This window comes from Sinorhizobium sp. 8-89 (assembly GCF_030124325.1).
Taxonomy (GTDB): Bacteria; Pseudomonadota; Alphaproteobacteria; order Rhizobiales; family Rhizobiaceae; genus Sinorhizobium.
In genome coordinates this window covers 1-24826 of the sequence record NZ_JASKLR010000029.1, presented here as the reverse complement: position 1 = coordinate 24826, position 24826 = coordinate 1, and the positions used below count along the sequence as shown (strand labels likewise).

The 24826-nt window shown below is 58.4% G+C and carries 20 protein-coding genes and 2 pseudogenes; 5 read left to right on the top strand and 17 right to left on the bottom strand.

The features are described 5' to 3' along the window. Positions 1–67: 67 nt before the first annotated feature. Positions 68–778: an SH3 domain-containing protein gene (locus QN219_RS34320; protein WP_405052287.1), complete on the top strand. Its 711-nt coding sequence runs from the start codon at positions 68–70 to the stop codon at positions 776–778. An 83-nt stretch (positions 779–861) separates the two neighbouring features. Here the strand turns inward: QN219_RS34320 and QN219_RS29355 are convergent, their stop codons facing one another. The 7 genes from QN219_RS29355 to QN219_RS29325 form a co-directional block, all read right to left on the bottom strand. Continuing rightward, positions 862–1359 carry a hypothetical protein gene (locus QN219_RS29355; protein WP_284003896.1) on the bottom strand — a complete coding sequence of 166 codons (498 nt, stop codon included), beginning with the start codon at positions 1357–1359 and terminating at the stop codon, positions 862–864. 1 nt (position 1360) lies between these two features. Further along, positions 1361–2233 carry a PGN_0703 family putative restriction endonuclease gene (locus tag QN219_RS29350; protein WP_284003895.1) on the bottom strand — a complete coding sequence of 291 codons (873 nt, stop codon included), beginning with the start codon at positions 2231–2233 and terminating at the stop codon, positions 1361–1363. A 90-nt stretch (positions 2234–2323) separates the two neighbouring features. Further along, positions 2324–3049: a DUF2726 domain-containing protein gene (locus QN219_RS29345; protein WP_284003894.1), complete on the bottom strand. Its 726-nt coding sequence runs from the start codon at positions 3047–3049 to the stop codon at positions 2324–2326. Positions 3050–3402: 353 nt separating this feature from the next. Next, positions 3403–4428 carry a hypothetical protein gene (locus QN219_RS29340; protein WP_284003893.1) on the bottom strand — a complete coding sequence of 342 codons (1026 nt, stop codon included), beginning with the start codon at positions 4426–4428 and terminating at the stop codon, positions 3403–3405. Positions 4429–4667: 239 nt separating this feature from the next. Next, positions 4668–6521 carry a phospholipase D-like domain-containing protein gene (locus QN219_RS29335; protein WP_284003892.1) on the bottom strand — a complete coding sequence of 618 codons (1854 nt, stop codon included), beginning with the start codon at positions 6519–6521 and terminating at the stop codon, positions 4668–4670. 191 nt (positions 6522–6712) lie between these two features. Next, positions 6713–7762: a DUF2278 family protein gene (locus QN219_RS29330; RefSeq protein ID WP_284003890.1), complete on the bottom strand. Its 1050-nt coding sequence runs from the start codon at positions 7760–7762 to the stop codon at positions 6713–6715. Positions 7763–7837: 75 nt separating this feature from the next. After that, a complete protein-coding gene (locus QN219_RS29325) occupies positions 7838–8779 on the bottom strand; it encodes a hypothetical protein (protein ID WP_284003889.1) in 942 nt (313 codons plus the stop codon). Between the two features lie 202 nt (positions 8780–8981). Between QN219_RS29325 and QN219_RS29320 the strand changes: the two genes are divergently transcribed. Together QN219_RS29320 and QN219_RS29315 are read left to right on the top strand one after the other, a co-directional pair. Next, positions 8982–11024: a C1 family peptidase gene (locus tag QN219_RS29320; RefSeq protein WP_284003887.1), complete on the top strand. Its 2043-nt coding sequence runs from the start codon at positions 8982–8984 to the stop codon at positions 11022–11024. 746 nt (positions 11025–11770) lie between these two features. Beyond that, complete coding sequence (locus QN219_RS29315; protein WP_284003885.1) at positions 11771–13666, top strand: phospholipase D-like domain-containing protein; 1896 nt, start codon at positions 11771–11773, stop codon at positions 13664–13666. On the opposite strand, the gene QN219_RS29310 is transcribed toward QN219_RS29315, so the two are convergent. Genes QN219_RS29310 through QN219_RS29290 form a run of 5 tightly spaced genes read right to left on the bottom strand, consistent with a single transcriptional unit; the run spans position 13661 to position 19683 of the window. Further along, on the bottom strand, positions 13661–14482 hold the full coding sequence (locus tag QN219_RS29310; protein WP_284003883.1) for a hypothetical protein: 822 nt from the start codon (positions 14480–14482) through the stop codon (positions 13661–13663). The two genes, QN219_RS29315 and QN219_RS29310, sit on opposite strands and share 6 nt — an antisense overlap. Further along, a complete protein-coding gene (gene cdd, locus QN219_RS29305) occupies positions 14482–15330 on the bottom strand; it encodes a cytidine deaminase (RefSeq protein WP_284003882.1) in 849 nt (282 codons plus the stop codon). The genes QN219_RS29310 and cdd overlap by 1 nt, the downstream gene beginning before the upstream one ends. Next, positions 15324–16730 carry a Dyp-type peroxidase gene (locus QN219_RS29300; RefSeq protein WP_284003881.1) on the bottom strand — a complete coding sequence of 469 codons (1407 nt, stop codon included), beginning with the start codon at positions 16728–16730 and terminating at the stop codon, positions 15324–15326. The genes cdd and QN219_RS29300 overlap by 7 nt, the downstream gene beginning before the upstream one ends. A 19-nt stretch (positions 16731–16749) precedes the next feature. Continuing rightward, positions 16750–19287, bottom strand: coding sequence for a pyruvate formate lyase family protein (locus QN219_RS29295; RefSeq protein WP_284003880.1), 2538 nt, complete (start codon positions 19285–19287; stop codon positions 16750–16752). A 30-nt stretch (positions 19288–19317) separates the two neighbouring features. Next, positions 19318–19683, bottom strand: a complete 366-nt coding sequence (locus QN219_RS29290; RefSeq protein WP_284003879.1) for a VOC family protein — start codon at positions 19681–19683, stop codon at positions 19318–19320. A 341-nt stretch (positions 19684–20024) separates the two neighbouring features. On the opposite strand from QN219_RS29290, the pseudogene QN219_RS29285 reads away from it, so the two are divergent. Then, positions 20025–20426, top strand: a pseudogene (locus QN219_RS29285) (transposase); the annotation flags it as partial. Positions 20427–20737: 311 nt separating this feature from the next. Here QN219_RS29285 and QN219_RS29280 read toward each other — a convergent pair. The 5 genes and pseudogenes from QN219_RS29280 to QN219_RS29260 all read right to left on the bottom strand — a co-directional run bounded on the left by QN219_RS29280 (position 20738) and on the right by QN219_RS29260 (position 24640). After that, positions 20738–21580 carry a hypothetical protein gene (locus QN219_RS29280; protein ID WP_284003878.1) on the bottom strand — a complete coding sequence of 281 codons (843 nt, stop codon included), beginning with the start codon at positions 21578–21580 and terminating at the stop codon, positions 20738–20740. Beyond that, a complete protein-coding gene (locus QN219_RS29275) occupies positions 21581–22009 on the bottom strand; it encodes a hypothetical protein (RefSeq protein ID WP_284003877.1) in 429 nt (142 codons plus the stop codon). Between the two features lie 215 nt (positions 22010–22224). Next, positions 22225–23016 carry a TIGR04255 family protein gene (locus QN219_RS29270; RefSeq protein ID WP_284003874.1) on the bottom strand — a complete coding sequence of 264 codons (792 nt, stop codon included), beginning with the start codon at positions 23014–23016 and terminating at the stop codon, positions 22225–22227. Positions 23017–23224: 208 nt separating this feature from the next. Then, a complete protein-coding gene (locus QN219_RS29265) occupies positions 23225–23527 on the bottom strand; it encodes a hypothetical protein (RefSeq protein ID WP_284003873.1) in 303 nt (100 codons plus the stop codon). Positions 23528–23567: 40 nt separating this feature from the next. Next, positions 23568–24640: pseudogene (locus tag QN219_RS29260) on the bottom strand (dihydroxy-acid dehydratase). On the opposite strand from QN219_RS29260, the gene QN219_RS34315 reads away from it, so the two are divergent. Then, positions 24537–24826 (top strand): 3-oxoacyl-[acyl-carrier-protein] synthase III C-terminal domain-containing protein (locus QN219_RS34315; RefSeq protein WP_405052283.1); only part of this gene is annotated, 290 nt, incomplete at its 3' end. The pseudogene QN219_RS29260 and the gene QN219_RS34315 overlap by 104 nt on opposite strands.

The window sequence follows — 24826 nt, the reverse complement described above, 5'->3', positions numbered from 1 at the left end:
ACGAGTATCATGTGGGCTTGCTGTCTTGGGAAAAGCGTTGAATGATACAACCCAGGGCGGGGATCTCATGCGGCAATTTCTTGTTGGCGCGGCCGTAGTTGTAACAATCATCTATTGGATCGGTTCGATTGGTGACGAACGGGCCGCAGTCAACGAAACGCGGCTATCTTCAGGAACCGTTGCTCGAGAGCAGAAATCCTCGGCCGACGGTCGCACGCAAGTCTCTACAGCGACGTTTCAGCAAGACCAGTTCTCTGTACCGTCTGATAGAGCAGACATGGAGAAAGTGGTCGCAACGGTTTTCGTGCGCGGCAAGCGCGTCGCCTTACGAGAAGGACCTGGGAAGAAGTTTTCGATCCTTGATCGGTATGATGCGGGTCGATCGGTCCGCTTGCTTTCGGTCGATGGAGAGTGGTCGCGCGTCCAAGACAATCTCACGCGGCGGGAGGGTTGGATCGCATCGCATCTCCTAAGTACCGATAACCCACGGTCAGAGCCAAAGTCAGAGCCAAAGCGCGATACACCCGCATCCGTAGAGTCGTCTTCTGAAGAGCCAATCAAGGTCCCGCAGATATCTGATTCCGTGATCGTACAGCGCATCATCGCTGAGTCGATCTCCGGCTATAGCGGATCGTGCCCTTGCCCGGAAAGTCGCGATCGGGCCGGACGACGCTGCGGGCGCAGGAGCGCATATTCGAAACCCGGGGGTGCTGCCCCAATCTGCTATCCCGGCGATGTCTCAAGGGCAATGATCGATGCGTTTCGCTCGCGAATGTGACGAGTTGGGACATTGATGCGGATCGGGGCATTCGTTGCGGCAAAAGGAAGGCATGCCTATTGGCGCGCTCGCGGACGAAGACGTCATTCGGCTTGGGGCAGATCGCTCCACCTTATCCTCAACAGAGGTTTCGTCGTTTTGGGAAGCTTCGAGCGATCAACCATTCGCGACGAGACTTCAAAGTCGGCGTTGATCTTCACGACGAGTAGCTTGCTGAAGTTGCCCGACACCTTGACTGAAACCTCATCCTTGGACTTGAATGGGGTGATGGTTTTGATCTCAATGTGATCGTTGCCAAGCCTACCGTCGGCACCCTGTGCGTAGTTCTTGTTCAGCTTTATTCCGTAGGTGATGGCGCCGAACAGTTCTCCTATGTCTCCGTACACATTGAGATGACGACCTGTCTCAAGGTGGTAGCTTTCTGCCAGTGACAGGAGATCCTGAAAGTACGGGATCAAAGATCTTATTGCGTTGGGATATTTGGCGCGCCACTCGTGATATTGAAGCTGTTCTTCCACGTCGGACCAGGAAACCCACTCGCCGTCGTCATAGAAGGCTCGATCCCAGATATCAGCATCCATTTCAAACCTCTTGGAAGTCCGTTCTTCGCGACGCTGCCCGTGCGATCTTCTGATCGACCCAGCCAGAAAGGTGGTTCCAAAGTTCTTGGTCTCGGCCGACTTGGGAAGCGATCTCTAGGATCTGCTGGTAGGAAATAGGCTTGATCGCCCTTTGGCCAGCTAGACTGGGATCCATCAGGCCCCGTTTCGCTTTCCGCGCCGTTGGAAAACTTGGGTGATCGGCAAAGGCTGCGAGGGCCGACGCTTGAAGGTTGCGGTGCTTGCCTATCGCTGCCGCGAGCACGGCGTTGCGCATCCACTGATAGGCGTCTCCCTTAAAAGGGCAGGGCGTATGGTCCACACCCGGATCGAGCGCGAAGACCTTTGGGATGTATTCCCAGTAGCGAATGCCCTTGCCTGTAAGAGCGCAGTGCGCGCGCACGCCGTTCCGTGGGTTTGTTTGGTCGGCGTAGGTTCCGTTACACTGGCGATTGCCCGAGCGTGACACGACCGATTGGCTACATTGTCCTCCGGGTTCGGTAAACTTGCACTCGATGACGAGCGCTGCCTTTGAGCCGACGGCAAGTGCATCGACTTGCGTTGGCCTCGGTTCCCCCAAAAGCCGATCAGCATCCATCCACTCGAGTGTTATTGCCCACGGACCGCCGGACGCCACTCCCACACGCTCGGCGATGGCGTCGAAAATGCGGTCGCGATCTGTGCTGATCTTGATTGTGCCGAACACATCGATTGCGATGGCTTGCGACGAATGCGCCTTGTGCGCCTGAATTTTGTTGGCTCGGTCACGATGCCAGGGGAACGTCTCCCAGTCCTCGATCGCTCCGTGACTGGCGGGGAATAGATTTTCGCGAACTGAATGGAAATCGGAAATCATCGCGGGTGCGCCTCAATTCTATCAAGCGAACGCGACGTCTTCTTCAAGTCGAAGAGGTTCGACCGTCCAGGCATTCGTGATGAGGTCGCTTTAGGTGACACTGGGCTTGTCCACCAGCTTCTCGACCAATCGCCTGAGTTCCGACGGCGTTGTTTGGCCAGCCACCACCTCATAATAGCCGATCCCGGCGCGTCGCAACGCCTCCTTCTTTACCGCGTCACGCGCGGCCGCGGCCCCTTGATGGTGCGCTCCGCCCTGGTATTCGATAACGTGCCGCGGTTGGCAATTGCCGTCCACCAGTAGCAAGTCGACACGTTTGGAGTTGATGCAACGGTAGGCGTCTGGGTCGGTGCTTCGAAGGATCTCACCCAATGAAACCTGAGCCATTACCTGCCAGGAAGAATTGCAGCCGATCACGACGCTGTCGAGTTCCCGAAACACGCGGGCTTCGCTCTTGTTCAGCAACGGCTGGATGGTGAAATCCGAGCGCATGACGATACGTAGTTGATCCGTGGCGTCGACCGGTCTCAATGGCTCCGCAGCTGGTATCTGGGGCCAAGGCCCCAATACGATGCGCTCGTGGCTGCGTCTTTCTTCCCAGCGTGACCTGTTTCTCTCCCGCCACGCCTGTTTTCTCATAGCGGCTAGCAACTGCTCAACGGCCATGCCGATGAGGAGGCCGATAAACAGCGCGGCGATCAGCAGTTCAGGCTTTTCGAAGTCTGCAACGGTTATGCCGCCCGAAACGCCTACTGCGGCAACTCCGATGATCAGCCAAGGTGCTGCGAACAGCACCGACCTTTGCCGATAGTGCATGCCCCTCTCCAGATCTCCCGCCCGGATAGTAGAACGCGTGGACGACCCGCGAAAAGTCACCCAAAGGCATTAGATCTCGCACGAGGCCGGACCCGAATTCCAATGTCACTCGCGCGACGGTGGTTTACGGTGCCGCTACACGGCATGTTGCAAGGTTGTTCACGTTCTGGATGTTCGTCGCGGGGCCGGCTGGCGCTCATCGACGGAACGAGACGCGCAGTCGTTTTCCAGCGCCACTAGGCCCACTCGCACTTCCCGCGGCCGCTGTGCCTGCGCCCCCAGTAACCAGCCGTAGATTGTGCCTCATGGGTTCGCTTCCCTCAAGTTCCAGATCGCCGTTAAGCAAGTGATTTTCAGAAGTGGCTCACCTTTCTACCCCTGTTATTCATGCCAACCGGTTCCAAACTTGCGGGCCGCGAGAGCAGATGCTGCTTCGGCAAGGACCGTTTCGGGTGCCACTTTTCCGGTACCACCGGTATTTGAAAGGTCACCTGCTGCGAGACTTCTTCCCAGAAGGTCCGGCGCTCCGCAAACGTCTTTGGCACTTCGTAACCCCATTGTGCCGCTAGGGCCGGAAGGTAGTTGTCGAAGGCCCCCTTAACGAGATCTCCCCAAGGGGCGATTGCCGTCAGCGAGAAGCGATAGGCGCAGCGTGCCACCAGAGGCAAGATGGCGCACGCACCGACGAGTTTAACAAACTCTTCATGTGGGACCGTGGCCGAAAGGCTCAAGTAGACGACCCGGACGGCTGCGAGCGCGGCCAAGCCTAGGAGCATGAAGATCATATTCACAAGAAAGTCTACGTTGGCTCGCGCGTTGTCGATCCTCTCCAGGTACTCTTTGGGAATGACAGTGCTCATTGACGACCAGATCATAACGGCGTCAACCCCGTACACGATACCGGCGTAGTCTTCGAATGCACGAACCCGATTGCCAAAACGGGTCGGCAACAGCCGTGCCTTTGTCGGGAACTCTTGCCGCAATTTGCAGTATGCCAGGGTTAGCTCGCCCTCGATTGCTGCCGCAACGCCATTGCCCTCGTCACGTTTCTTCTCGAGGTTCTCAGCGGACTTGCTGTCTTCTGTGAATCTCGCTAATTCGCTTGCTTTCCAGCAAGAGAGGCGACTTATTGGCCAAGAGTAACCCTGAAGAAGACGATACTGTGCGGTGCTTGCCATCGACAGCACCACTGCGCTGGCCCAAACGGCAACCGCAACGTAGGCGATTTTGTCGAACGCTTCGGGGTCGGTCAGGAATGGCCCGAAGTCTCCCAGGGGGTCAGGGAAAAGATATAAGCCCAACACACAGGTTACGAGGACCGGCAAGACGGAGCCGATCATAAAGGACCTGCTTGCCAATTGAGAAAGGGAAGCGAACATCCAGATAAGTCCCCGCCTTGAATCCGTCAGTCTAGATCTTTGTTATCCCACAGTCACTCATCCACAGTCGCTGTGCTACAGTTTGCGAACGAGGCATCAAAACGTTCCGCGTCTTCAGCGATAACTTGCCGGTCTTGGCCTCTCTGGCGATACTTCGAATGGCTTCGGCAACCCCAGCAGACGCTCTCGAGCAGATCGCAAAAGCACAACGTTCCGAGCTCCATCTCGCTTTGTTCCCATCAGCTTTTTTTGGGGAACCGCACGGACGGATCGCCCGTCAAACGCGCAAGTGGTTCCCCGTATCCAAGGTGAGCTGGTGGAAACCCGCCATGGGGATAGGGCACTGAAGGGTCCCCGGGGAGCGTCGAAAGCCCTCCCGCCGTGCGTCGTTCGGCTAGCGCCCCATTCTTAGTTCCGGAGAAGTAAAGCCGGCGAGCGTAGCGCCCGGTGGGGTCATTCGGATCAAAGTAGTCGCGCGTCCAGTCATCCTTCTCGACGAGGAAGCGTACGTTGAAGTCCTCAGGTGACTTATCGGGGTTCTTCGCCATGAAAATCGCGACAGCTTGACGGAAGGCATAATGTGAGTGAAGGCGCATAAACTCGCCGAAATAGATGTCTGCGACCCGCGTATCCCCTCGGATGACCAACATGTTCTCGTCGTTGGTTGTCGTGCTAGTTTCGCTGAAGTTGGCGGAACCGGTGATGACGATGGGGTCGTCTGACAATGGATCTGCGAGCAGGAATTTAGTGTGGACCCAATGGATGTTTACTGTCTTGGTGACCCGCTCCAGTTCCCCGAGCCATTGATCAAATCCACTCAGGGGTATTCGGTTGCCGATCGCGATGACGACGTTAGGCAGCCTCTGCAATGCCCGAATGGCGGCAATTTGTGGCTCCTTGTTTCGGCCGTTCCATTCCTTTTCCATGAGTGCCATGCGAAGGACATTGTCTCGCAAAGCGAACACGTCGCGAAAGCGGGTATTCATGCCAAAAGCAAAAGTCATGAACAGGCCGCCGTGCGCTGCGCGCGCTATATCGGCATACCAATCGAGAGCGTCGAGCTGTGAGCGAGGGGAAAAGATGGCGCTCATGCTATGGGGGGCAAGAAACCCCGGCACAGGCGTTTGCTGCTCTGTCCACTCCTTATATGTTGATGGTGCTTTCGTTTCGGGATCTGTCGCCAGTTTCTCGTAATAGGTGAGATAACGTGCAGCAACTTCAGTGTCCTCGACGATATGGACGCAGTTCGCATGTCCAAAAATTCCATTCTCGGTAATGTTGGTCGAGCCCGTGAGCAAAGCAAGAGGCTGGCCATCACGGGTGAGAACCAGGAACTTGTTGTGCATCAGCTTGCCGTTTCGACGGGGGATGCAGATATACGAGATGCCGGTGGCTTGTATGGCGTTTTCATTCTTTTCCCAAGGTCCGGTTTCGCTCTCGATGTCATCGAACACGATGCTGACGTCGGCGCCTCTTTCTTTTGCGGCCGCCAGGCCCTCCAGCACCGTCGGCCATTGAAACTCGTAGAATACACCTTTGAGGCCAAAGCCGGGGCCCTTAGCGCGGTTGATAAATCCGGCAATCCCTTCCAGAAGACCGCGGGACAGCCACTGATAAGCACCTGGGCCGACGTTCTCTGGACGCTTGTTGAGAAAGCGGCGGGCGTACTCCTGCGTTGCTACAGCTCCGCGGTTAAAGAGCACCGCGTGTTTGACTTCCACGATTGGTTCGGTCTTGACCGAGACGGTTGCCGACGCCCTCACCTCCAGCGCATTCGGGGCACCGTAGAGGGCGACCACCTCATAGTCGTAGTTGTGGTCCGGTTTTGCCGAATAGTCCGCCCACTGGAACGTCTGGAATGGGTGGTAGCGACTGGAGAATTGCTCACCGGGTGCCGGATAAGGCTCGACCGATTCGAAGGTCTTTGTGCCCTTCATCCAGTAAATCTCGCCCTCGGTTCGGTCCGTACGCCGCACTGCAAATCCGCGTAATCCTTGGCGCAAAGCGTGCGCGATATCGAGGCCGAGCGTTACAACGTGACAACCGGCGATCGCATTTACAACAATGCCGTTCTGCTCAACACGCACTCTCATCAGACTCCCCCCATCTCTGCAACGCACCGGCGCTTGGTCTCAGAGCACGGCAGCTTCACCGTCCAAATTGACACTCGTGTGTTCTGGCCCGCCGCACTAAGGTGCCGATCGTCTTCTGACGTGATCGAACGTTCAAGAATGTGTGCACGGCCGGCAAATTGGTTCTTGGCTTCGATTTGCGAATGACGCCTCTACGATTGGAATGGGATTGTTCTCCCCGGCTGGCGCGCCTGCTCCTTCGTGTAGGAAACTCCGTGCACCTTGATCCCTTGCTCATTCAACAAAGTGATGATGCCGCCCTTGTTTGAGAGCACCACAGGGAGCTTCACTTCGACCACCTGTGTCGCGCCTGCGGCGATCGGGCCGGAGAGGGACATGGCATTTTTCTGTTTGTCCTTAATTTGCCATCCCGTTAGATCGATGGACACGTCGGAAGTATTGAGCAGAGTAATGGACTCGCGCTCAGGCGTCCTGACGTCATTGACATAGGCTGCAATGACACGGACGAGACCATCCGGAACCTCTAACGTGGGAATGCGATCGCGCTCGACCGGTGCATGCGGCCGGCCCGGGAATTCTCCGTTCGCGGGCACAATCAGCGAGCCGTCCCCGTCGTCCGAGTGCCAGGCTTGGGTCTGGAACTTGAGAAAGATGCCGACCCACTGCCGTTCGCGCGGAAACTCCAGGATCAGGCCGCCGTCCTGCCAAGCTCCGTTCTGACCTGCAAATCTGCCGGGCGGATTGCCTTGGTTGAAGTGAATGTCGTGAATGCCGCGGCCCGGTTTGAAGCCGAAGTATTTGTCGGCCTTGTCGTGCTCAGGTCCCCAGGTCTCGCCGAAGGCGTAGAGCATCGCCCCCTCGTCCGACATGGCGCGCTGGATATATGCGTCGATCTTCTCGTTGAGGTCATTGTCCAGCCCGGCCGCCGTTAAGGGAAGCGGTGTGAATTCCCAAGGCTGCATGAGGTTGCCGCGGATGAAATCCAGGGCGATCCCTCCCGGCTCGCTTGACGTCTCGTGGAGGCCCTCAGGCAAATCGGCGAGCAGATCCGTGATCGGATGCTCGAACCGTGAGCGCACGAGGAACTCGACCTCGCTCCCATCCTGAGAGCGAACGTTGATCGCGATGCGGTGCAACGTGCCGTTCTCAGATACAAGCACCTGATAATGCGGGCTGGAACCGGTGGCCAAGCGATTGTTAATAGGTCTTCCCTTGAGAGCAGCGTAGTTGTTGAGCGGCATGTCATCTCCTTCACGTCAGTTCTTTCACGATTGAGTTCTGGCCTTGTGCCGGCAATCGTACCTGCGACCGAAACGCTATCCCGAGGCGCAACCGGCCGGCAGCGCGAGGGCGGTTTTGCTGGAATGCGTGGTATTCACGTAGTCGCCGAGATCAGTTTGCAGGGCGTTGAACAGTTCGAGCGCCATGCGAGCTGCCTTGCCCGACATTTCGCCGCCAGGGGTATCGCATTTGAATGACACCTCCGCGACGGCGGGAGCCTCTTCCACAGCCCCGAAATGCCATAGTGTCAGTGTGAACTCTCCGACGACGCCCTGACCGAAGCCAACCTTTGCGCCCCTGGCAGCGAATTCATAAGCTTCGGGTCCACCGACCAGTGCGTCATCGTCGCCCAACGGTCGTTTCAGCAGGTCTTCAATTGCAGGGAAGAGGCGCCGCAGGCGGCCTTCGGTGCGAGAGGATTCATCCCAGTGGCGGTGTCGTTTTGTGGTCAGGGCGTACCGGCTGCGGATTGACGGCTTCGCCGGACTAACGACAGCCGCGGCCGGGTCGGGCGGCCTCCCTTCATAGGGCGCGATGTCCTCCTCAAACTGTGGTTTTTTGTCGCCGTCAGATCGGTCCAGCCGTGTGTCGGCGACGACGAAAAAATCGGCCATCCGCAGTTTGAGTATTATCTCGTGCTCATCGACGGTCGCTCTGCCGGCGCTCGCATCTACCCGCGAACGGAGCGTCAAATCAGCAGAGGCAAGAGCGCAATCGTGCGTATCCCAATACTGCACATTCCGCTTGAGCAGTTCGTCAAATGCGTTTTCGACAGCATGGCTGCTGTTGAAGCACTCGCGGATGATCTGTTCGATTTCTCTGTGCCAAAAGGCATTCGCACTTGCCTTCGACAGCGGTGCATCGAACTTCGCAGGATTGAGCAATAGCTTGTATTCGCGTGCATCGAGCTCTTGTCGCATGATCACATCGCCCCCCGACTCTGCATCATGTTTCGTGGCGCTCGCCGCCAGTTTCATTCAGCGAGGCTGCCTTGTGGTCGGATCAGCCCGTCCCCGCTTAAACAAAAACAACAGGACTTCACTGCGCTCCGACATTGCCGGGCGCACCAGAGGGAACGCGATAAACTAGAATGTTGATAGCAGCACTGTATCATGGTTGTCTTGATAAGCAAGTAGTAATACACTTGATCCTCTACCGAGGAGGGCATGGGGGAGCAACATGGCTAAACGGCCTTCTTCGCCTTCTGACAAGGCACGCACCGAAGCGACGGCAGAGCAGGGGTTCGAAAAGGAGGACATCAAGAACGCACTGGAAACAAAACGAACATTGGCTCCGCCCGAGACGGAGCCAGCCGACGCACCAGTACCCAGCAAGCGAGGCGATCGGGAGATTCGGATAGCTAGCCGAAAAATCAGCCTCAAGCCGGCAAAGCTCGGCAAACGCATCCTTGACGTCTTGCCGGACCTACCGGACATCCGGGACCGGATTTATTCACCATCGCTGCAAGCGCTCCCAGACAGCATCTATCCTTCAATCTCATTCCCCATTCGGGACCAGGGACTCTCATCTTCCTGTACCGGATTCGCTCTTGCGCACGTGATCGACGTTCTCACCCACAGAGAGACTCTCGCGACAAGGCCGGTCCGTGTCAGCGCCAGAATGCTTTATGAGATGGCGAAGAGAAACGATGAGTGGGCAGGGACCGCGTATGAAGGCTCAAGCCTTCGCGGAGGGCTTAGCGGATTTTTTCGAAACGGCGTCTGCAGATTGGATCTTTCTCCCGACGACGGTGCGGACGAGTGGGTGCTGACCTACGAGATCAACAAGGATGCTCGCGAAAACCGACTTGGTGCGTATTACCGGGTCCAGGCTGACCTGTCCGATTTCCATGTAGCTCTGCACGAGGTTGGGGTCATTTACGCCTCCGCTCAAATTCATGAAAATTGGAAAGAGCCAATCGATGGAGAAATCACGCCTGGCGGAAATTCGATCGGCGGCCACGCGTTCGCAATTGTCGGCTATGATTCGACTGGCTTCTGGGTCCTGAACTCGTGGGGACCTGCCTGGGCCAAAGACGGCATCGCACATTGGCGGTACGAAGACTGGGCGGCCACGCTGATGGACGCCTGGGTCCTGCAACTGGGCGTCCGGGCCCCCACCGCCTTCAGTGCTATTCCTCGAGGGGCGCCATCGGCGGCAACGTCTCCGCAAGTGAAGGCGGCGCCGAACAGAAGCGACATTGTTGGGCATTTCATCAACATCGACGACGGTCGCTATGTGGTGAACGGCAGATACGCATCTCCCATCCCTGTTGAAATGCAGGAGACCGTGAAGCGATTGACCGACCCGAAAGCGAACGGTGGAGCCGGATACGACCACCTTGTCATATACTGTCACGGAGGGCTGAATGCCCTCGACGATGAGGCCAGCCGCATCGCGACGTGGAAGCGGCACGACATCTTCGGGCGCAACGGTATCTACAACTTCCATCTGATGTGGGGATCTGGCTTCTTCGATGAAGCGTTTGGGGCCCTGTCCCAATCTCAGTCTGGGCGTGTCGGCGGCTGGATCGGGGACCTCCTGTTCGAGACGGGCTTGGGAAAGGCGCTTGGCAGCAGGGCCTGGCGCAACATGAAACAGGATGCCGTTGCCGCCTTTGACCGGCGCGGCGAGTACAATGGCGGCACCTTTGGTCTTAAGCCCCTGATGCAGGGCTTAGCGAAGGCTAAGAAGAGCCCGAAAATACATCTTGTGGGTCACAGCGCCGGATCGATCGTCCTTGGAGAGTTGCTGGCAAGCGCGGATCAGCTGGAAGCGGGGAGCCTGGGGATCGAAAGCATTCACCTTATGGCGCCGGCTTGCACGACGGACTTCTTTGCCAAACGTTATGCGCCATACCTGGTGGGGAAGGGGGCATGGAAGCTCGCCGACAAGATCTACTTGTACCAGATGCGGGACTCGCTTGAACTGAAAGACACTGTGGCCGCCGCCGGGCTCCCAGGTTACGGCCGATCTCTTCTCTATCTCGTTTCCCGCGCCTACGAGGATCAGCCCAATACACCGCTGGCCGGCATGGAGATTTATACGGAGCGGCTTCCCCAGTCTGATCGCCTGAAAATTGACCGGTCTGAGGGCTCAACCACTCGGTCCACCAGTCATGGTGGATTCGACAACGACGCGGCGACCATGACGACGATCATGTCGCGAATCGCCGGGAAGCTATCCAAACCACCGACAGAAGAAGAGCTGGTGGGCTATTGACTGAAATTGGCAGAGGTACTGCTGGTTTGAGGGACGAAAGATATGATCACGTTGAAGATGTCGGATGGTGGCTACCGCCGCTCGCCTAGGCGGGATCCGGAAGCGTGTGTGGAGGGTAAATCTCCGGCACCGTCGTGCTGAGGCCAAGAGGCCACCACTCACAACGAAGGGCAAAATCATGGCTGCCGACCTTATTAGGAATGTTGTGCCTTTCGGCATAGCAAGCCTAGGGATCCTTGCGGGGGTGACTGTCAGTCCTAGCAAGCCGAGCAAGCTTATCGCGATTGCTGCCATGGTGATAGTTGCTGGGCTGGCGACCTTGGAGAAGTTTTATCCGCAGCGTCTCGGGGACGCGACGACCCCTTTTTCTACGGTGCCCGCAAGTATCGCCGCGGGCCATCACCGGGTTGATACCGATGCAACTGCAGATGGTGCTGGCCGAGACGTCGCGTAAAGATGAACGCTGGCAGGCGGTTTGGTAGCGGCGCGACCTTCGACCTTCGGGCGGGCGCCGGCGCCTTCGATTTCCGCGCACCCAACAGCCTCCGATCAACGTCGCGGGCGCGAACTGAAAGCCGCCATTTCTCCTCCCTGCAGGCGAGGCAAGCAGATCTCTCACGGGAGATTTTCTTGCCAGTCGTCGTGATCGCAGCAAATGGCCGCTTCTGTAATGAGCGAAAAGTTGTATAGTCGACAGCACTCAACCAAGGCGTCGACTGAACTCAAGAAATACATGGGGGAACGGCATGCGGTATTTTGAGGAGAATAACGGCCTGAAGGTTCGCGCCATCACCGGGACGCGTTCGGTACTTCTCGCCTTCGATGCTAATCTGGAAACACGAAATGGCCTTAGAGGCTTTTCGATCCGTCGTACTGAATATCTCAAGAAACCCGATGGCGAAACGGTTACAAGCGTGAAGTGGCTCCAGTCCAGCAAGGTTTTCAAATCGGTCGAGCCCAAGCCAAAGGAAAAGATCAACGGAAGGTTCAAGGTATTCCGAACGGACAAGCACCCAATTCAAAAATTCTTCTGGTCGGATTATGGCACGGTGCCGAGTACCGATTATCAATACGAGGTATTCCCCGCATACGGTCCGGTAAACGATCTTGAACTTGATCAACATCGCATGATTGCGCTGAGGATCAGGACGGAAGACGAAGACGACGGCAAGCACGGAATCTGGTTCAATCGAGGAGCAATTGCCAGTCAGCATTATGCTCGCGAATTCGGCAACATCCCGCCGACCGAGGCCGAAGTACTTGACGTCAACAATATCAAGACCCGTTGGCTTTCGCGTGGCCTGCTCGAAGCTTGCATTGCCTATATCAAGTCAGCAAAAAAAGGGGATTCGCTCCACGCCTGCCTCTACGAGTTCACCTATCAGCCAATCATTGACGCGTTTGACGAAGCACTGAAACGCGGCGTCAAAGTCCGCATCATCTATCACGCCGTTAAGGCCAACAAGGACGCAATCGGCAGTAAACTAGCTGGTTCGGGAGTGCTGATCGAACGGACTAGGCCTACCATCCCGCATAACAAATTTATCATCCACGCATCGAAGTCCGGTAAGCCGTTGGCCGTTTGGACCGGCTCGACGAACATTACCATGTCGGGGTTCCTCGGGCAGTCCAATGTCGGTCATCTGTTTCGCGATTCAAAGCTGGCCGGAAGCTACCAGGATTACTGGAATCTGCTAGCGACCAACCCGGCGGCCGCGGCTGTAAAGAAGGGTACCAAGGACAGCTCGCCCCAGCCGGATGAGGTCATCGAACCCGGTTCAACTCCGATTTTCTGCGCGCGGGATGACCTCGCAATGCTGTTCTGGTACGGCAACCGAATACTCGACGCACGCGACCTAGCAATGTTCACGGTCGCTTTCACGGTCAGCCCAGTCCTCATTCCCGTTCTGGCGCAAAAGCGCGACTGCCTTCGCATGCTGGTGATGGAATCACGTCCGCCAGCGGAACTAATTGCGGCCTTCAACAAAAACGGCCGCGACCCGATGCTCACAACCTCCTATGGCGCGGTGCTAGGCAAGAAGAAAATCGTGGTCACGCTGCCGAACGGAAAGCGGGCTACCAAGACCATTGACATCGAGGATTTCCCTCTCGGAGAGTGGTTCTGGCGGGAAGAACACACCCGTGAAAGCGGCAATGTCTTCTTCATCCACACCAAATACCTGATGATAGACCCGTTATCAGATGATCCCCTCATCTGCACTGGATCAGCGAACTTCTCCAAGAACAGTCTCCAGAACAACGACGAAAATATGGTCCTGATAAGGGGCGATACTCGTGTCGCCGACATCTATCTGACGGAGTTTCTCAGGCTTCACGAACATTTCTATTTCCGGGACGCGGCCAATAGTCAGGCCGGCAAGGCAAAGGATGTGGTAGGCGCGTTTCTCGAAGAGACGAATGACTGGACAGCGGACGATTTTTCCCCGGGAACCTACCTCAACTCGCGGCGCGAAATGTTCTTCCGGGATGCCCCGAGTTCCTGGAGCGAGCAGGCCCAAGGCCGCGATCCGACCGAATCCACTAATGCCGCACGGCAACAGGCGCTCGAGGACAAACGGAAGGCCGCCGCGAAAAGACGGCAGCCACGCGAGGTCAAACATAGCGTACTGGCTTTGTCATAATATCCGTTCGGGGAAAGGATGGCCAACCACGGGGAAGTCCGCCGGGAAGACCTCCAGCTTGACGTGCTCATCCTTGTGTGTGTCGATGACGAAGAACCGCATGTGCATGTAGCGCTTCTTGGAATCGCACATAGCCTTGACGATTAGGTCCACATTGGTCGGATCGTCATCCGACATTCCGAAGCGGTGCGGCAGCGTGGGACCGTATTCCTTCGCAGCTTTCTCTACGATCGCATTGATCGCCACGCGCTTGAGATCCGAAGTGACGTCCTCGCCCGCATCGAACTGGGCGCGCGGCCCGGCTGGCAGGCCCTCGGCGAGTTCGACCTTCATCTGCGGGTTGTTTACCGCGTAAATCTCGAGATAGTTCGGCTCGCGGGACAACAGTCCCGCCTTAACCAGCAGCGTGATCGCCGCCTTGATCGTCTCGCGGCTATGACCCCGCGCAGTGACGATGGCGAGCGGACGCTGCTTTTCGCAGGCATATTGGAGGAGCGGCCATGCCGGGGCCTGCCAGCCTTGGTCGGCACCGGCGATGGTCGCCGCGACGTCCTCGAGCAGATATTGCCTTTCGTCGGGTCCCAGCGTTGCCGGATCGCGATCACCAAAATGCTGATAGGTATCCTCGAACTGCTCGTAATCCACCCACTCGCCCGGCGCGCCGAGGATCTTGCGGATCGTGGCGAACTCGCTGGTCGATACGGTCCTGATCGCGCCGTTCTGCTTGTTGCGCAGCAGGATCGGCGTATCGAGGAACATGATGTTGTCGTCGAAATCAAAGAAATAGAAGCTGGTTCCCTTGCGGTCTTCTGCCATTATGCTTCTCCCACTTTTGCGGTGACCAGAATGGTGGCGGGCGTGATGCCAAGGCCGAGCGAGCCGAGCAGTTGGTCCAATGCCCGTCGATGATCCACCGGACTATCGGAGGTCTCAACCAACACCACCTCGCGTATCGTCCGCCAGTCGCGCCCGGCCATCGTGAGCCCGACCAGAGCGGTCTGACCTGGCGACAGGCTCGGGTTGAAGGCGGCGTTCTCAACATAGGGGCCCGGCCACAGAGTGCCGTCATCGAGCACGAACACGCAGCCGGCGAAGCTCTTTGTGTAAGGCGCATAGCTGCGATTCGCCGCATCGAGCGCAGCTTGGCCGGCGGCATCGGGCCTGCCCTGTGTCACGAGCCCGTTGTCCTGCGGCGCAAGCAATCCGCCGGTCACGCCGAGATCCTGCGGTCCGAAGGATTTCGGCAGGAGATCCACCAGCGAATAAGGTGTGTCGCGGGCGAGCCAGATCGCCAGCCTGTCGGCGTCCGCCAACTCGTTCAGGAACTGGCGGCACGATCCGCACGGCGCTGCCGAAATCGCCAGCGCTGCAAGCCTGGTCTCTCCGTGGCTCAGTGCATTGATCACGACCGATTGCTCGGCATGGATCGTCTGGCACAACTCGCTCCCGGGAAGTTCGATGTTCGCTCCAAGATAAATCGCCCCACTGCCGCCCAGCACGACAGCGCCGACCCGATAGTTCGACATCGTCGAGCGCGAGAGCTTCTTGGCACGCTCTATCAGGCTTCGGAGGAACAGCCCCTCGGACAGCTTCGATTCCTTCGCCAACGCCCGTGCTGTAGCCGCGTCGACCCAACCCGCATCGAAGGCGTCGGCGCTCACCATTCCGGCAGCCCTTCAAACAACGGCGCGCCGATATAGTCCCCCGGCTTTCGCAGGCCGGGCGGGCAGAAGTAATAGCCGCCGTCGATCACGGAGAGGATTTCATTGGCGAACATCACGTCGATCCCGGTGCCAGAAACCGGGAAATCCGGGTTCATCTGCCACATGTTGGTGACGTGTTCGAACTGCTGCTGGATCGATTTCATGAACGCGACGAACTGCAGGCCGTTGATCACGCTGCCGGTGGCCGGATCGAACCCATCGAAGAAGGGATAGGGACGGCGCACGAACCGTCGCTCGAGATCGGGCAGGCCGAACAGATCGGGTTCGGAGCGGCGCGGCTGGACTTTGCGGACATGCGAATTGAGCGGGCCGTCGACTGCGTCTGCCGGATCGGGGTAGACCGGCAGCATCCCGTCTTCTCCTTCCACCTGCCGCGACAACGGCTTCCCCGATTCCTTGTGGCGGCCGATATGGTGCTCCTGCTCAGCCTGCTTCATCGCCTCCCAGCGCGGCATGTCCTCGCGGATCTTGCGGTAGACCAGATAGCTGCCGTTCACGCACCAGGCTGGCTCGCCGTCGGTTTCCTCGACATAGACGAAGCGGTGGAGATCGTCGGCACCCATATGAACGTTGTCGATCCCATCGTCGAAGCGAAGGAACTCGCGTTTGTCCTTACGGGCAAAGCCTTCCTCGACCGAAACGAACTCGAGCAAATTTCGGCCAGCCGCAATTTCGGCATGGGCCTCGCGGAAACGACGGTTGAAGAGTTCCACGAAGAAACGAGACGTTGCGACGTTCACATAGGGGTGGTCGCTGCAAACCGCGATCAGCAGGTCGGTGCCGGTTCTCGCCGGATCGAAATGCGCGGCATCGCCTGGAAACCTCGGCATTTGCTTCAGATATTTCGGCTTGCGCGCGCGCAGTCCGAACCGATCGGTACCGGCAGGGTCAACGAACAGCGTGGCGCCGAAACCGAAAGTGACAGTTACGCGGTAGCTTGCCGGAATGTGCTCCAACACCCCGACATGGGCGATCGACGGTTTGCGCTCCATTTCCTCGACTGCAAATTGGGTGAGCAATCTGAGAATATCGATCAGCTCGGCGCGATCGTTCGAAAGGACATTGGCGCGGATCAGCGTCAGATTGTTTTGGCGCGCAATTCGGCCGGCATAGTCGGACATATATGCCGCCTGCAATTCGGCTTCACCGGGATGGGGCGGCGAATCGTCCGAGAGCCGGCCCGAACGGTTGAGTTTGCCAAGCAGTTCGGCGATCTGTCGAATATCCATCGCACCATCGAACTCGGCCGGCCACATTGGGTCGGTGATGCCGTTTTGATACGGGGTGCTATAAAGTGGATCCGGCAAGGGGACGAGCATAGTGTCGAGGTCCTTTGGCATAGGCGCTCCCTGGTCAGAGTCAGACCGCATAGACGGGACGGCGGCGGTGCTGTCGCTTGTGATCGCTGAACAGGACGGCGAAGAACTCCGTCCAACCGCCCATACGCACCCGGACAAGGTCGTAGTCACCAGGCGCCGCTTCTGCAGCGGCGAGCGTCGTGGGGTTCGCGGTCGTGACCGTCATCACATTGCTGCCCTGCCCATCGGCGAAGACACGGATCGCCTTAGTGAGGGCTTCGGGGGAACTGTCCTCGGCGATGTTGAAATCGGACGGCGCTCCGTCAGCGAAGCGCGTTACCGCGCGATCGTTCCACGAGGCGAAAGCCTGCGTCAGCGAAGGGATCGGGGTGCCCTCAGGCACTTCGAGATCCTGCGGATAGGGAGAGGCGGAAAGATCCGAGGCGAGCGGTGCGCTCGCACGCCTCCCATCGGGGGTCGCTCCGCTGAAGCTACCCCCGAAATTATACTGCTCGAAGGTTCCGACCCCGGGCGTGACTACCAGGTTGAATGGCTTTCCGGGCGAGGCGAATCGACTTTCGAGCTGCGCGATGGCGGCCGCATGCATCGGATGCTTCAGCGCTCGTTCGATCGAATCGACGAACGAGTCGATCAGGCGCCAAGCGTGGCGGTCGACCGCTTTGTTGCCGTGGCCGAACCTGAGCTGTGCAAGACACAGCGCGCGCAGCTCCGCCACCCGTTCGGGGGTGATCTTGCGCCCGACCACGTCCGAACGCGCACCCCAGTCCGAACGAAGGCAGGCGACGAGTTCATCGAGCGCGATCACCTGTTCCCCGAACACCAGCTTCTCCAGCACATAGAGCGAATCCGCGACCGTGCTGATTCCCGTCATCAGCGGGGCGAACATGTGAAAGCGCGCGCCGCCGTCGTAGAAGTCCCGGCCGCTTTCGAGACAGCCGTCGACCATCGCCGATAGGATCGGCGATGGGCAAACCGCGCCTTTCGCGCCATATGCCGATAGAAAGCCGGCGATCTGGCGATTCACGTTGAGCCAGATATGCTCCTCCATGATCGCAAAGAAATCTTCGAAACCGGCGATCTCATTGGCCGGAGGCGAGCGGTAGCTACCCTTCATTCCCCGAAGGAACGTGCCGCCCGAGGCTCCGAAGCCGGCACCGCTGTTGAGCGCCTTCTCGAGGACATCGACCCCGGGAACGTAGATAAAGCTGAACTCGGTCTCGCCGGGGAAGATCGTCTCGTAACAGCCATCGCAGGCATAGTTTCGCGCGCTCTTGAGTTCAACTCCCGCCCCCGCGCGGCGAAGCGCGGGAACCAGCTTGTCGTCGTTGAGCAGCACCGGATGCGCGCCACCGCTCAGCAACGCGCGCGCGGCGAGATCGATCACGTCGCCTGGAGTGTTCTTGTGAACCCTCAGGTCCAGTGTCGGGCAATTGAACGGGAAGCGGCGGGCGGCGTGCAGGCAAAGCCGCGTGACATCGTTGCAGGCATCCTTCGGCTCTGCCTCGTTGTCGGCGATCAGGCCGCCGATCGTGAGTTGCTGCATCCACTGGTTGGTCAATGCGCCCTGATCGAAATTGCTGGCACCGCCTGCGCCCATCAGCGCGCCGTCCGCCTGCGAGAAGTGGTCGACAATCATCCGGTTGTCGAGTGTCACGCGCTGGTCGAGCTTGACCCACAGGCAGTCGATCACAACCTGCGCCGCGCCTGTTTTAAGTTCTTCGGGGTTAAGGAACGGCTGCAGAATCTGGTCCAGCCGGCCGAGCGAGGTCAACTCGCCGGTCCAATGCAGCGCGCAATTCATCAGGAAGATGCACTGCACGGCGTCCGTGAAGCTTTCACACGGCGCAGCAGGAATCCGGCGCAGCCGTTCGGCGGCGGCCGACATGCCATCGACCCGCTCGCTGAACACGGCACTTTGCGGGTGGTTCGGCTTCTCCTGCAGCACCCGGCGATAAAGCTCTGCCTGGCCCTCGGCGGCCGCCGCGTAATTGTTCGCGAACAAGATTACGCTTTCCAGCGCCGTTGCAACTGAAGTGTAGAACGATTTGCGTTCGGGGTCGGTGCAAGTGTCGCGGAATGCGACGCATTCATCGATTATCGCACGCAGTCCTCGGCGCACGACCTTCTCATGGTTCGGACAGATGTGGCCGAAATTCGACCACTGATTAAGGAAGCGCGCCTCGAACTCCAGCCGCTCGTCGCGCTCGTCGCGGTCGTCCTTGAAGTAGTCCATCACCTCCTTGCCCTGACCGACCGAGTAGGGGGGCATCGTGCCGACGATCAACTCGTCGGGATCGATCTTGAACACCCCGCGGACGTGGCCCCAGTCGCTGGAGATCAATTCGAGCGTGCGCGCCATCGCCAAGCCGCGCCGCTCGACCAACGGTAGCTCCATTACCCCTTCGCCGTCGTGATCGCGAATATGGCCGAGGCTGCCGAACGACGGAAAAACCTGCTGGCCACGCCAGCCTTCGAACATGTTCAGCATCAGGCGGTTGACGCGCGGCGAGGGTAGATCCTCATGTCCGCGCGGCAGGCTCTGCAAGTGGCGCCAGTAGGCCAGGATGTTATGGTGCATCGTCCCTCCTCCGATGGACTGAAAATCTCTCTAGCCGAGCACTTCCGCAAGGAGGATCGAGTTGCCATCGGGATCGCGCAGCATGGCTATCCGGACGTGCTCGTAGTTCGCAATCTCACCTTCGATTGCCGCTCCCCGGTTCGCGAGGATAGAAACTGCATCCTCCATCGTGCCCGCAACGTGAAGCTCGACGTTGATCGCCCCTGCAGTACCTGCCGCCACGGTTTCGGGCGGACGGGCGATGTGCAGCCCGAGAATAAGGCCCGGGCCTGCCTGGAGTTCGGCCCAATCGTCTCCGACCTGGTTCCGCAAGGTCAATCCGAGCACGCTTTGGTAGAACTCAACCGATCGTTTCATGTCTGTCACGTAAATCGAAGCGACACCACCTTTGATCATTTGCTTCTCTCCGCTACGGCCCGAAGCCGCACGGCCTTCGAAACCGGAAGTTGTCCTGCGTACACTATACCATATTAGAATGTACTCAAGCGGATTCTAGAGCGGTCAGAAGCTTCGAGCGATCAATCATGAAGGAACGAGATTCGCGGAAACGCTTGCCGCTGCGTCGCTTTGGGCAAGCGCCAATCGTCTCGAGCAGGTGGGAGGAAAAGGACTATGAATGACGTTGTAGACTGGAAGCGATCGCGACTGCACTATTGAAGGTGCGCGAGGCGCTTGTGCATGAATTTGCAGGTTTTGAGCAGAAGCTGCGCGCCATCGCCCGCCGGGACGACAACGCCCTTCGGTTGATGACGACGCCAGGCGTTGGCGTCCTGGTGGCGCTGACGTTTGTGGCGGCCGTCGATGCGCCGGAGCGATTCCGCTCCTCACGGGCGGTGGGGCCGCACTTCGGATTGACGCCGAAGAAATATCAATCGGGCAAGACCGATCATAGCGGTCGCATCTCGAAGATCGGCGATGGGAGCGTGCGAACCGCGCTCTACGAGGCGGCCAATGTCATTCTGACGCGACCGGTCAAAGGTTCCGATCTGAAGGGCCGGGCGTTGGCGGTCGCCAGACGTGCCGGTCCGAGAAAGGCGCGCGTGGCGCTGGCCCGCAAGCTGGCGGTGGCGTTGCATTGCATGCTCAGGGACAGAACCAACTTCATTCGTCATAAGGGAGCGCCCACCCTGGCGGCTTGAGGGAGGAGACGACAAGACAGGCTTTCGGACGGGCACAGCCATCAGCCCTCCGGAGCAAGGTCCCTTCGCCGGGACGATGGATGGGTTAGGCCGTTATGCGACGAGCAGCACAAGGTGACTGCGCCTCTAAAAGATTGGTCAGCCGGTCCTCAGCAGACCCCATAGAGCAGCGGCAAAGCTTCGACTGCGGACGGAAGCAAGCACTCGGCGAGGGATTAAGCTCACAAGGGATTGACGCAAAGCCCGTTACAGATGTGGCGCATAATGTATCAATCGGAACTACAGGTGCTGTGTCGAGCATCGCTGCACGCTCAGAGATCCTTGGGAGGAGAGAGGAAATCAAGGTCAATTTGATGGCTGGTAAACCACTCCCGTGCGCTGATGGAGTCCGGTGTGACGACTCTAAAAAGCGGGACAGCACGGTCAAATTCTTCCGGCCAATTGAACTTCGGAGACGCCGCGACGCCGTCGAGCTCCTTCTTTATCTCCGCTGTCGTAGCCTCGAGCCTAGCTTCTTCGTCAAGAACAGCCAGAAACTGGATCTGAGCTCCTCTTGTATCGAAATCAGGGGATGCTGAGACCCTGATGCAACGGAGAGACCTGTAAACTCGCCCCGAGTCGGAATTCTTCTTGTGTTTGTCCTTGGATTGGTTGCGGATCGCCATTACTGGGCCGTCGCTCAGGGAATCGGGAAACGCGAAACGACCGTATCGACGTTCCAATGTCTGAGCAAACGTGCAGCGCATCTGATCGCTATTGAAGCCGACGGCACGTCTCATGCCGGCCAAGGCCTTCTTTTGAACGACACCGAGTTTCGTCAGGTCTATGACGAGGTTTTCGCCCGGCGAGTTCTCAAGTTGGGCCGCAGCGGGCGTCGTGCCTCTGGCAACAGCCTGGACCAGGCCCGGCTTGGCTTCGACGATCGGTGCGACGGCAACATGATCGCGTCCTTCAACGAAGTTCACGATATCGCATGTCTGAGTTAGAACCACCCAACCCTCGACATCTTCCCAGGCCACGTCTAGCGAGCCGTGTTCATTCACGAACATGATCGGAAACTCGCGAGCGTCGAGAGTGTAGTCTCCCTGCCGCCACGTTCTGAGAGTGTCCTTCTCCTCCTCGGAAAGGGTGATGTGAGGGAGGATGTCGTTCATTCACCGGTCGCTTTTTCGTGGCGCACCGCGCCGCTTGATGACCGTCTGCTCGAAGCCGCCGTTGTCGCCGAGGGCCTCCTCCGGACCTGCCGTCACGCGGTCAGTCCAATGATCTTGGCGACTCGGCAGCTCATTTACACGGCCGGCGCGTGTAATCGCTCCGGAGCCAACACCCTCACCTGCCAACCTCTTTGCTTCATCAAACATACCGTCCTTGAGCAGTTTGAAGATGGCACCATCATTCGCCTCGAGTACCGCCCGCGTCTCGACGGGATTGTCCCGATTGATGTGGGAAAGGGCGTCATGCGTCCTTTGCACCGCGCGGATGTTCATGTCCGTGACGACAAGGCCATCGCGCCAGTTGTACAGGGATTGGCGGGTGCAGCTGAGAAGAGTTGCGATCTTCTCCCAGCTGTAGCCGGTGATCATCTTGATCTGCCCGAGCTGCGTGATGAAACGTGCCGACCTGACCGCCGCGACATTTCGTTCAGCTGCGGTTTCCTGCTGAAACATGTCCGTCAGCGTGGACGTCGTCGGCGCTGACGAACGAAAGTCGTCAGGCCTGCTGCGTCGGTACAGGAGAAACCCGCCGCCGTCGCGCCCGCCATGCCCAGTGCCGCTCGAAGAAATCCGTTTTAAAGCAGTCATTGAGCTATCCTCCCGTACCTGTCGAGGAACTGGTCAGTCACCGACCATCTGAAAATCGTGTACGCCCTGGTGGCGAGCGAATATGTGAGATCGGCCACCTCTTCAGGATTGAATGCCACTGTCTCTGATTCGTGTATTTTGTACGAGTCCACGTCGAGAAACCACGATGGTTTATCGATCGGAATCATGATGTCTGGATCATGGGAGGCCATAGCGGGCATGTGTCCCCAGCGAACGAGCACTCCACCCTCTTTCGACGCTCCTTCCAGTTCAGAGATCATGTGGTGCGTCTTGCCGAAGATATCTTTTACCCCGATCATTTCCTTCCGCAGCATGCCGCTCATGCTTTCGCTTTCATCGAGGAGGACCTGATCGACGTATCTGATCCCAATTCGGTTTGTGTGGGTGGGACCCACTGTCTCCGCCAACTGTTGCAGCAGGAAAAGGAAGCGTGAGGTAAAGTCCTTCCTTGAAGTGTACTTCGTGGTTTCGAGCGACATGAACGAGTCGGACAGCGATACGCGCCAACCGTCTGCGTCCAGATATCGCCAGATGTTGGTGCTCACCAAATGCGGCGAGCCGACAAGGAAGCCATTCAGCGTGTCAGTCATCGTCCGGGGATACAGTTTCCTGATCCGCTCCTGAAACGGAGCCACGAACGATTTATCTTGTACGGACTGAATTTCGGGAAACCGGACCTGCGCCAGAACCCTCGCGAGCGGGGCGTTTGCTAGAGGAATCTCCGGGAGCTCCTCCGAGAACAGGGGATCGACGACGTTGTAGGTCATTGGAAATTCCGTGGTTGGCCGCAATTCAACGTTATAGCTATGTAAAGTGAAACGTAAAGTAAGAAGTTCCATGCATAAAAAAATTTCCGCAGCCGAATGTCCTCGCCAGTCACGAGCCTGTCAGTTCACGCAAACACGTCCATCTCAAACACCAGTGCCTGCACGGCATTTGGCTAGCCAGCTCTCGAAGCGTGCATTCGCCCAGCTTTTACCAGGCCTCTTGAATGAACGGGGCCTCCGGTTCGAGTCCCCTCAAGGCGCACAGACGATCGCGGTGCATGCTTCGGCGGCGCACAGAGTGTCCGCGCCGACTTAACTGTCGAATGCCTTTAATACCCGGAAGGCCGGTCAAGACGCGGACTTTTTGGTCGGTGTTTCGCTTGTCGCGGGAAGCGGACACCCTCCTTTCCGACTTGATGCTCAGTGCGGCTAGCACGGCGCGGAGACCAACCTGCCGATAATTCGCAGCGAGATCGACTACCTCGGCTTTTGCAGCAACATCCTTGGCCATTGCTTCTCCTCCAGTCCCTGGATCACGCGGTCCGCACGCTTTAAAGGAAGTCGAAGTCGCACCCTTCGTCGGCCTGAAGCACGTGACCCCGGTAGAGCATTTCGTATCCTCGCTCAGCAGGCCGTTTCTCGACCTTGTTTTCCGAACGACGACGGTCGAGCTCTTCTTCCGAGACGAGCAGGTTGATGCTGTGCTCCTTGACGCTCAAGGCGATCTTTTCGCCGTTGCGGATAAGACCGATCGGCCCCCCGGAAGCGGCGTCCGGAGCGACATGCAGTACGATGGTCCCGTATGCCGTGCCACTCATGCGTGCGTCGGAAATGCGCACCATATCCTTCACACCAGCGCGAGCGAGTTTCGACGGGATCGGAATGTAGCCGGCCTCTGGCATCGCGGCCTCGCTAAGGGGGCCGGCGTTTTGAAGGACGAGGAAGTCGTCAGCAGTCACATCCAAGTCAGGATCGTCGATGCGCGCCGCGAGATCCTGCAGCGAGGTGAAGACGACGGCTCGACCGGTCTTCTCGAATAGTTTCGGGTCGGCGGCAGACCGCTTGATGATCGCGCCACGGGGAGCCATGTTGCCGAAGAGCGCGATTAGCCCGCATTCTCGCGAATGGGTTCCGCCAGGGACTTCATGACGTTGCGGTCGATCCAGTCGCCGGCGGATTCGATCCGGTCGCCAATTGTCTCGCCCGTGATCGTCTCGCAATCGAGATGGAGAAGGTGCCTAAGCTCGCGCATGACGGCGGGAATGCCGCCCGCTGCATGAAGATCTTCCATGTAGGACGCGCCGGTTGGCTTTAGGTCGACGAGCACCGGGGTGGTGTCGCTGATCTCGTTCATCTTCTTGAGGTCGATCTTCAGCCCGAGCCGACCAGCGATCGCCGCCATGTGGATGATCGCGTTTGTCGAGCCACCAATCGCCATCAGGACACGGATGCCGTTCTCGAGGGGCTTCTCGGTAATGATCTTCTTGGGAGTCTTGTCGGTGCCGATCAGCGAGACCGCAATGCGTCCGGTCTCCTCGGCCATGCTAAGACGGTCTGCGTCCACGGCCGGAATCGCCGCAGATCCGGCAGGCATCATGCCGATCGCTTCTGCGAGCGAGGCCATCGTGCTGGCTGTACCCATCACAGCACAGGTGCCTGAAGTCGAAGCGAGACTGTGCAACCCGCGCCCTCGCCGATGCGGGCATCGGCCGGCGGACGTCAGCCGCTTCGTGCCGTGCCAGGCGAATGTCCGGATCTTCGATGCGGTTTGCGACAATCTCAACATCGATCCGTCAAGGACCGTGCGCAC

Coding starts and splice junctions, on each gene's coding strand:
- QN219_RS34320 (WP_405052287.1), top strand. CDS start 68: ATGCGGCAATTTCTTGTTGGCGCGGCCGTAGTTGTAACAATCATCTAT.
- QN219_RS29355 (WP_284003896.1), bottom strand. CDS start 1,359: ATGGATGCTGATATCTGGGATCGAGCCTTCTATGACGACGGCGAGTGG.
- QN219_RS29350 (WP_284003895.1), bottom strand. CDS start 2,233: ATGATTTCCGATTTCCATTCAGTTCGCGAAAATCTATTCCCCGCCAGT.
- QN219_RS29345 (WP_284003894.1), bottom strand. CDS start 3,049: ATGCACTATCGGCAAAGGTCGGTGCTGTTCGCAGCACCTTGGCTGATC.
- QN219_RS29340 (WP_284003893.1), bottom strand. CDS start 4,428: ATGTTCGCTTCCCTTTCTCAATTGGCAAGCAGGTCCTTTATGATCGGC.
- QN219_RS29335 (WP_284003892.1), bottom strand. CDS start 6,521: ATGAGAGTGCGTGTTGAGCAGAACGGCATTGTTGTAAATGCGATCGCC.
- QN219_RS29330 (WP_284003890.1), bottom strand. CDS start 7,762: ATGCCGCTCAACAACTACGCTGCTCTCAAGGGAAGACCTATTAACAAT.
- QN219_RS29325 (WP_284003889.1), bottom strand. CDS start 8,779: ATGAAACTGGCGGCGAGCGCCACGAAACATGATGCAGAGTCGGGGGGC.
- QN219_RS29320 (WP_284003887.1), top strand. CDS start 8,982: ATGGCTAAACGGCCTTCTTCGCCTTCTGACAAGGCACGCACCGAAGCG.
- QN219_RS29315 (WP_284003885.1), top strand. CDS start 11,771: ATGCGGTATTTTGAGGAGAATAACGGCCTGAAGGTTCGCGCCATCACC.
- QN219_RS29310 (WP_284003883.1), bottom strand. CDS start 14,482: ATGGCAGAAGACCGCAAGGGAACCAGCTTCTATTTCTTTGATTTCGAC.
- cdd (WP_284003882.1), bottom strand. CDS start 15,330: ATGGTGAGCGCCGACGCCTTCGATGCGGGTTGGGTCGACGCGGCTACA.
- QN219_RS29300 (WP_284003881.1), bottom strand. CDS start 16,730: ATGCCAAAGGACCTCGACACTATGCTCGTCCCCTTGCCGGATCCACTT.
- QN219_RS29295 (WP_284003880.1), bottom strand. CDS start 19,287: ATGCACCATAACATCCTGGCCTACTGGCGCCACTTGCAGAGCCTGCCG.
- QN219_RS29290 (WP_284003879.1), bottom strand. CDS start 19,683: ATGATCAAAGGTGGTGTCGCTTCGATTTACGTGACAGACATGAAACGA.
- QN219_RS29280 (WP_284003878.1), bottom strand. CDS start 21,580: ATGAACGACATCCTCCCTCACATCACCCTTTCCGAGGAGGAGAAGGAC.
- QN219_RS29275 (WP_284003877.1), bottom strand. CDS start 22,009: ATGATCACCGGCTACAGCTGGGAGAAGATCGCAACTCTTCTCAGCTGC.
- QN219_RS29270 (WP_284003874.1), bottom strand. CDS start 23,016: ATGACCTACAACGTCGTCGATCCCCTGTTCTCGGAGGAGCTCCCGGAG.
- QN219_RS29265 (WP_284003873.1), bottom strand. CDS start 23,527: ATGGCCAAGGATGTTGCTGCAAAAGCCGAGGTAGTCGATCTCGCTGCG.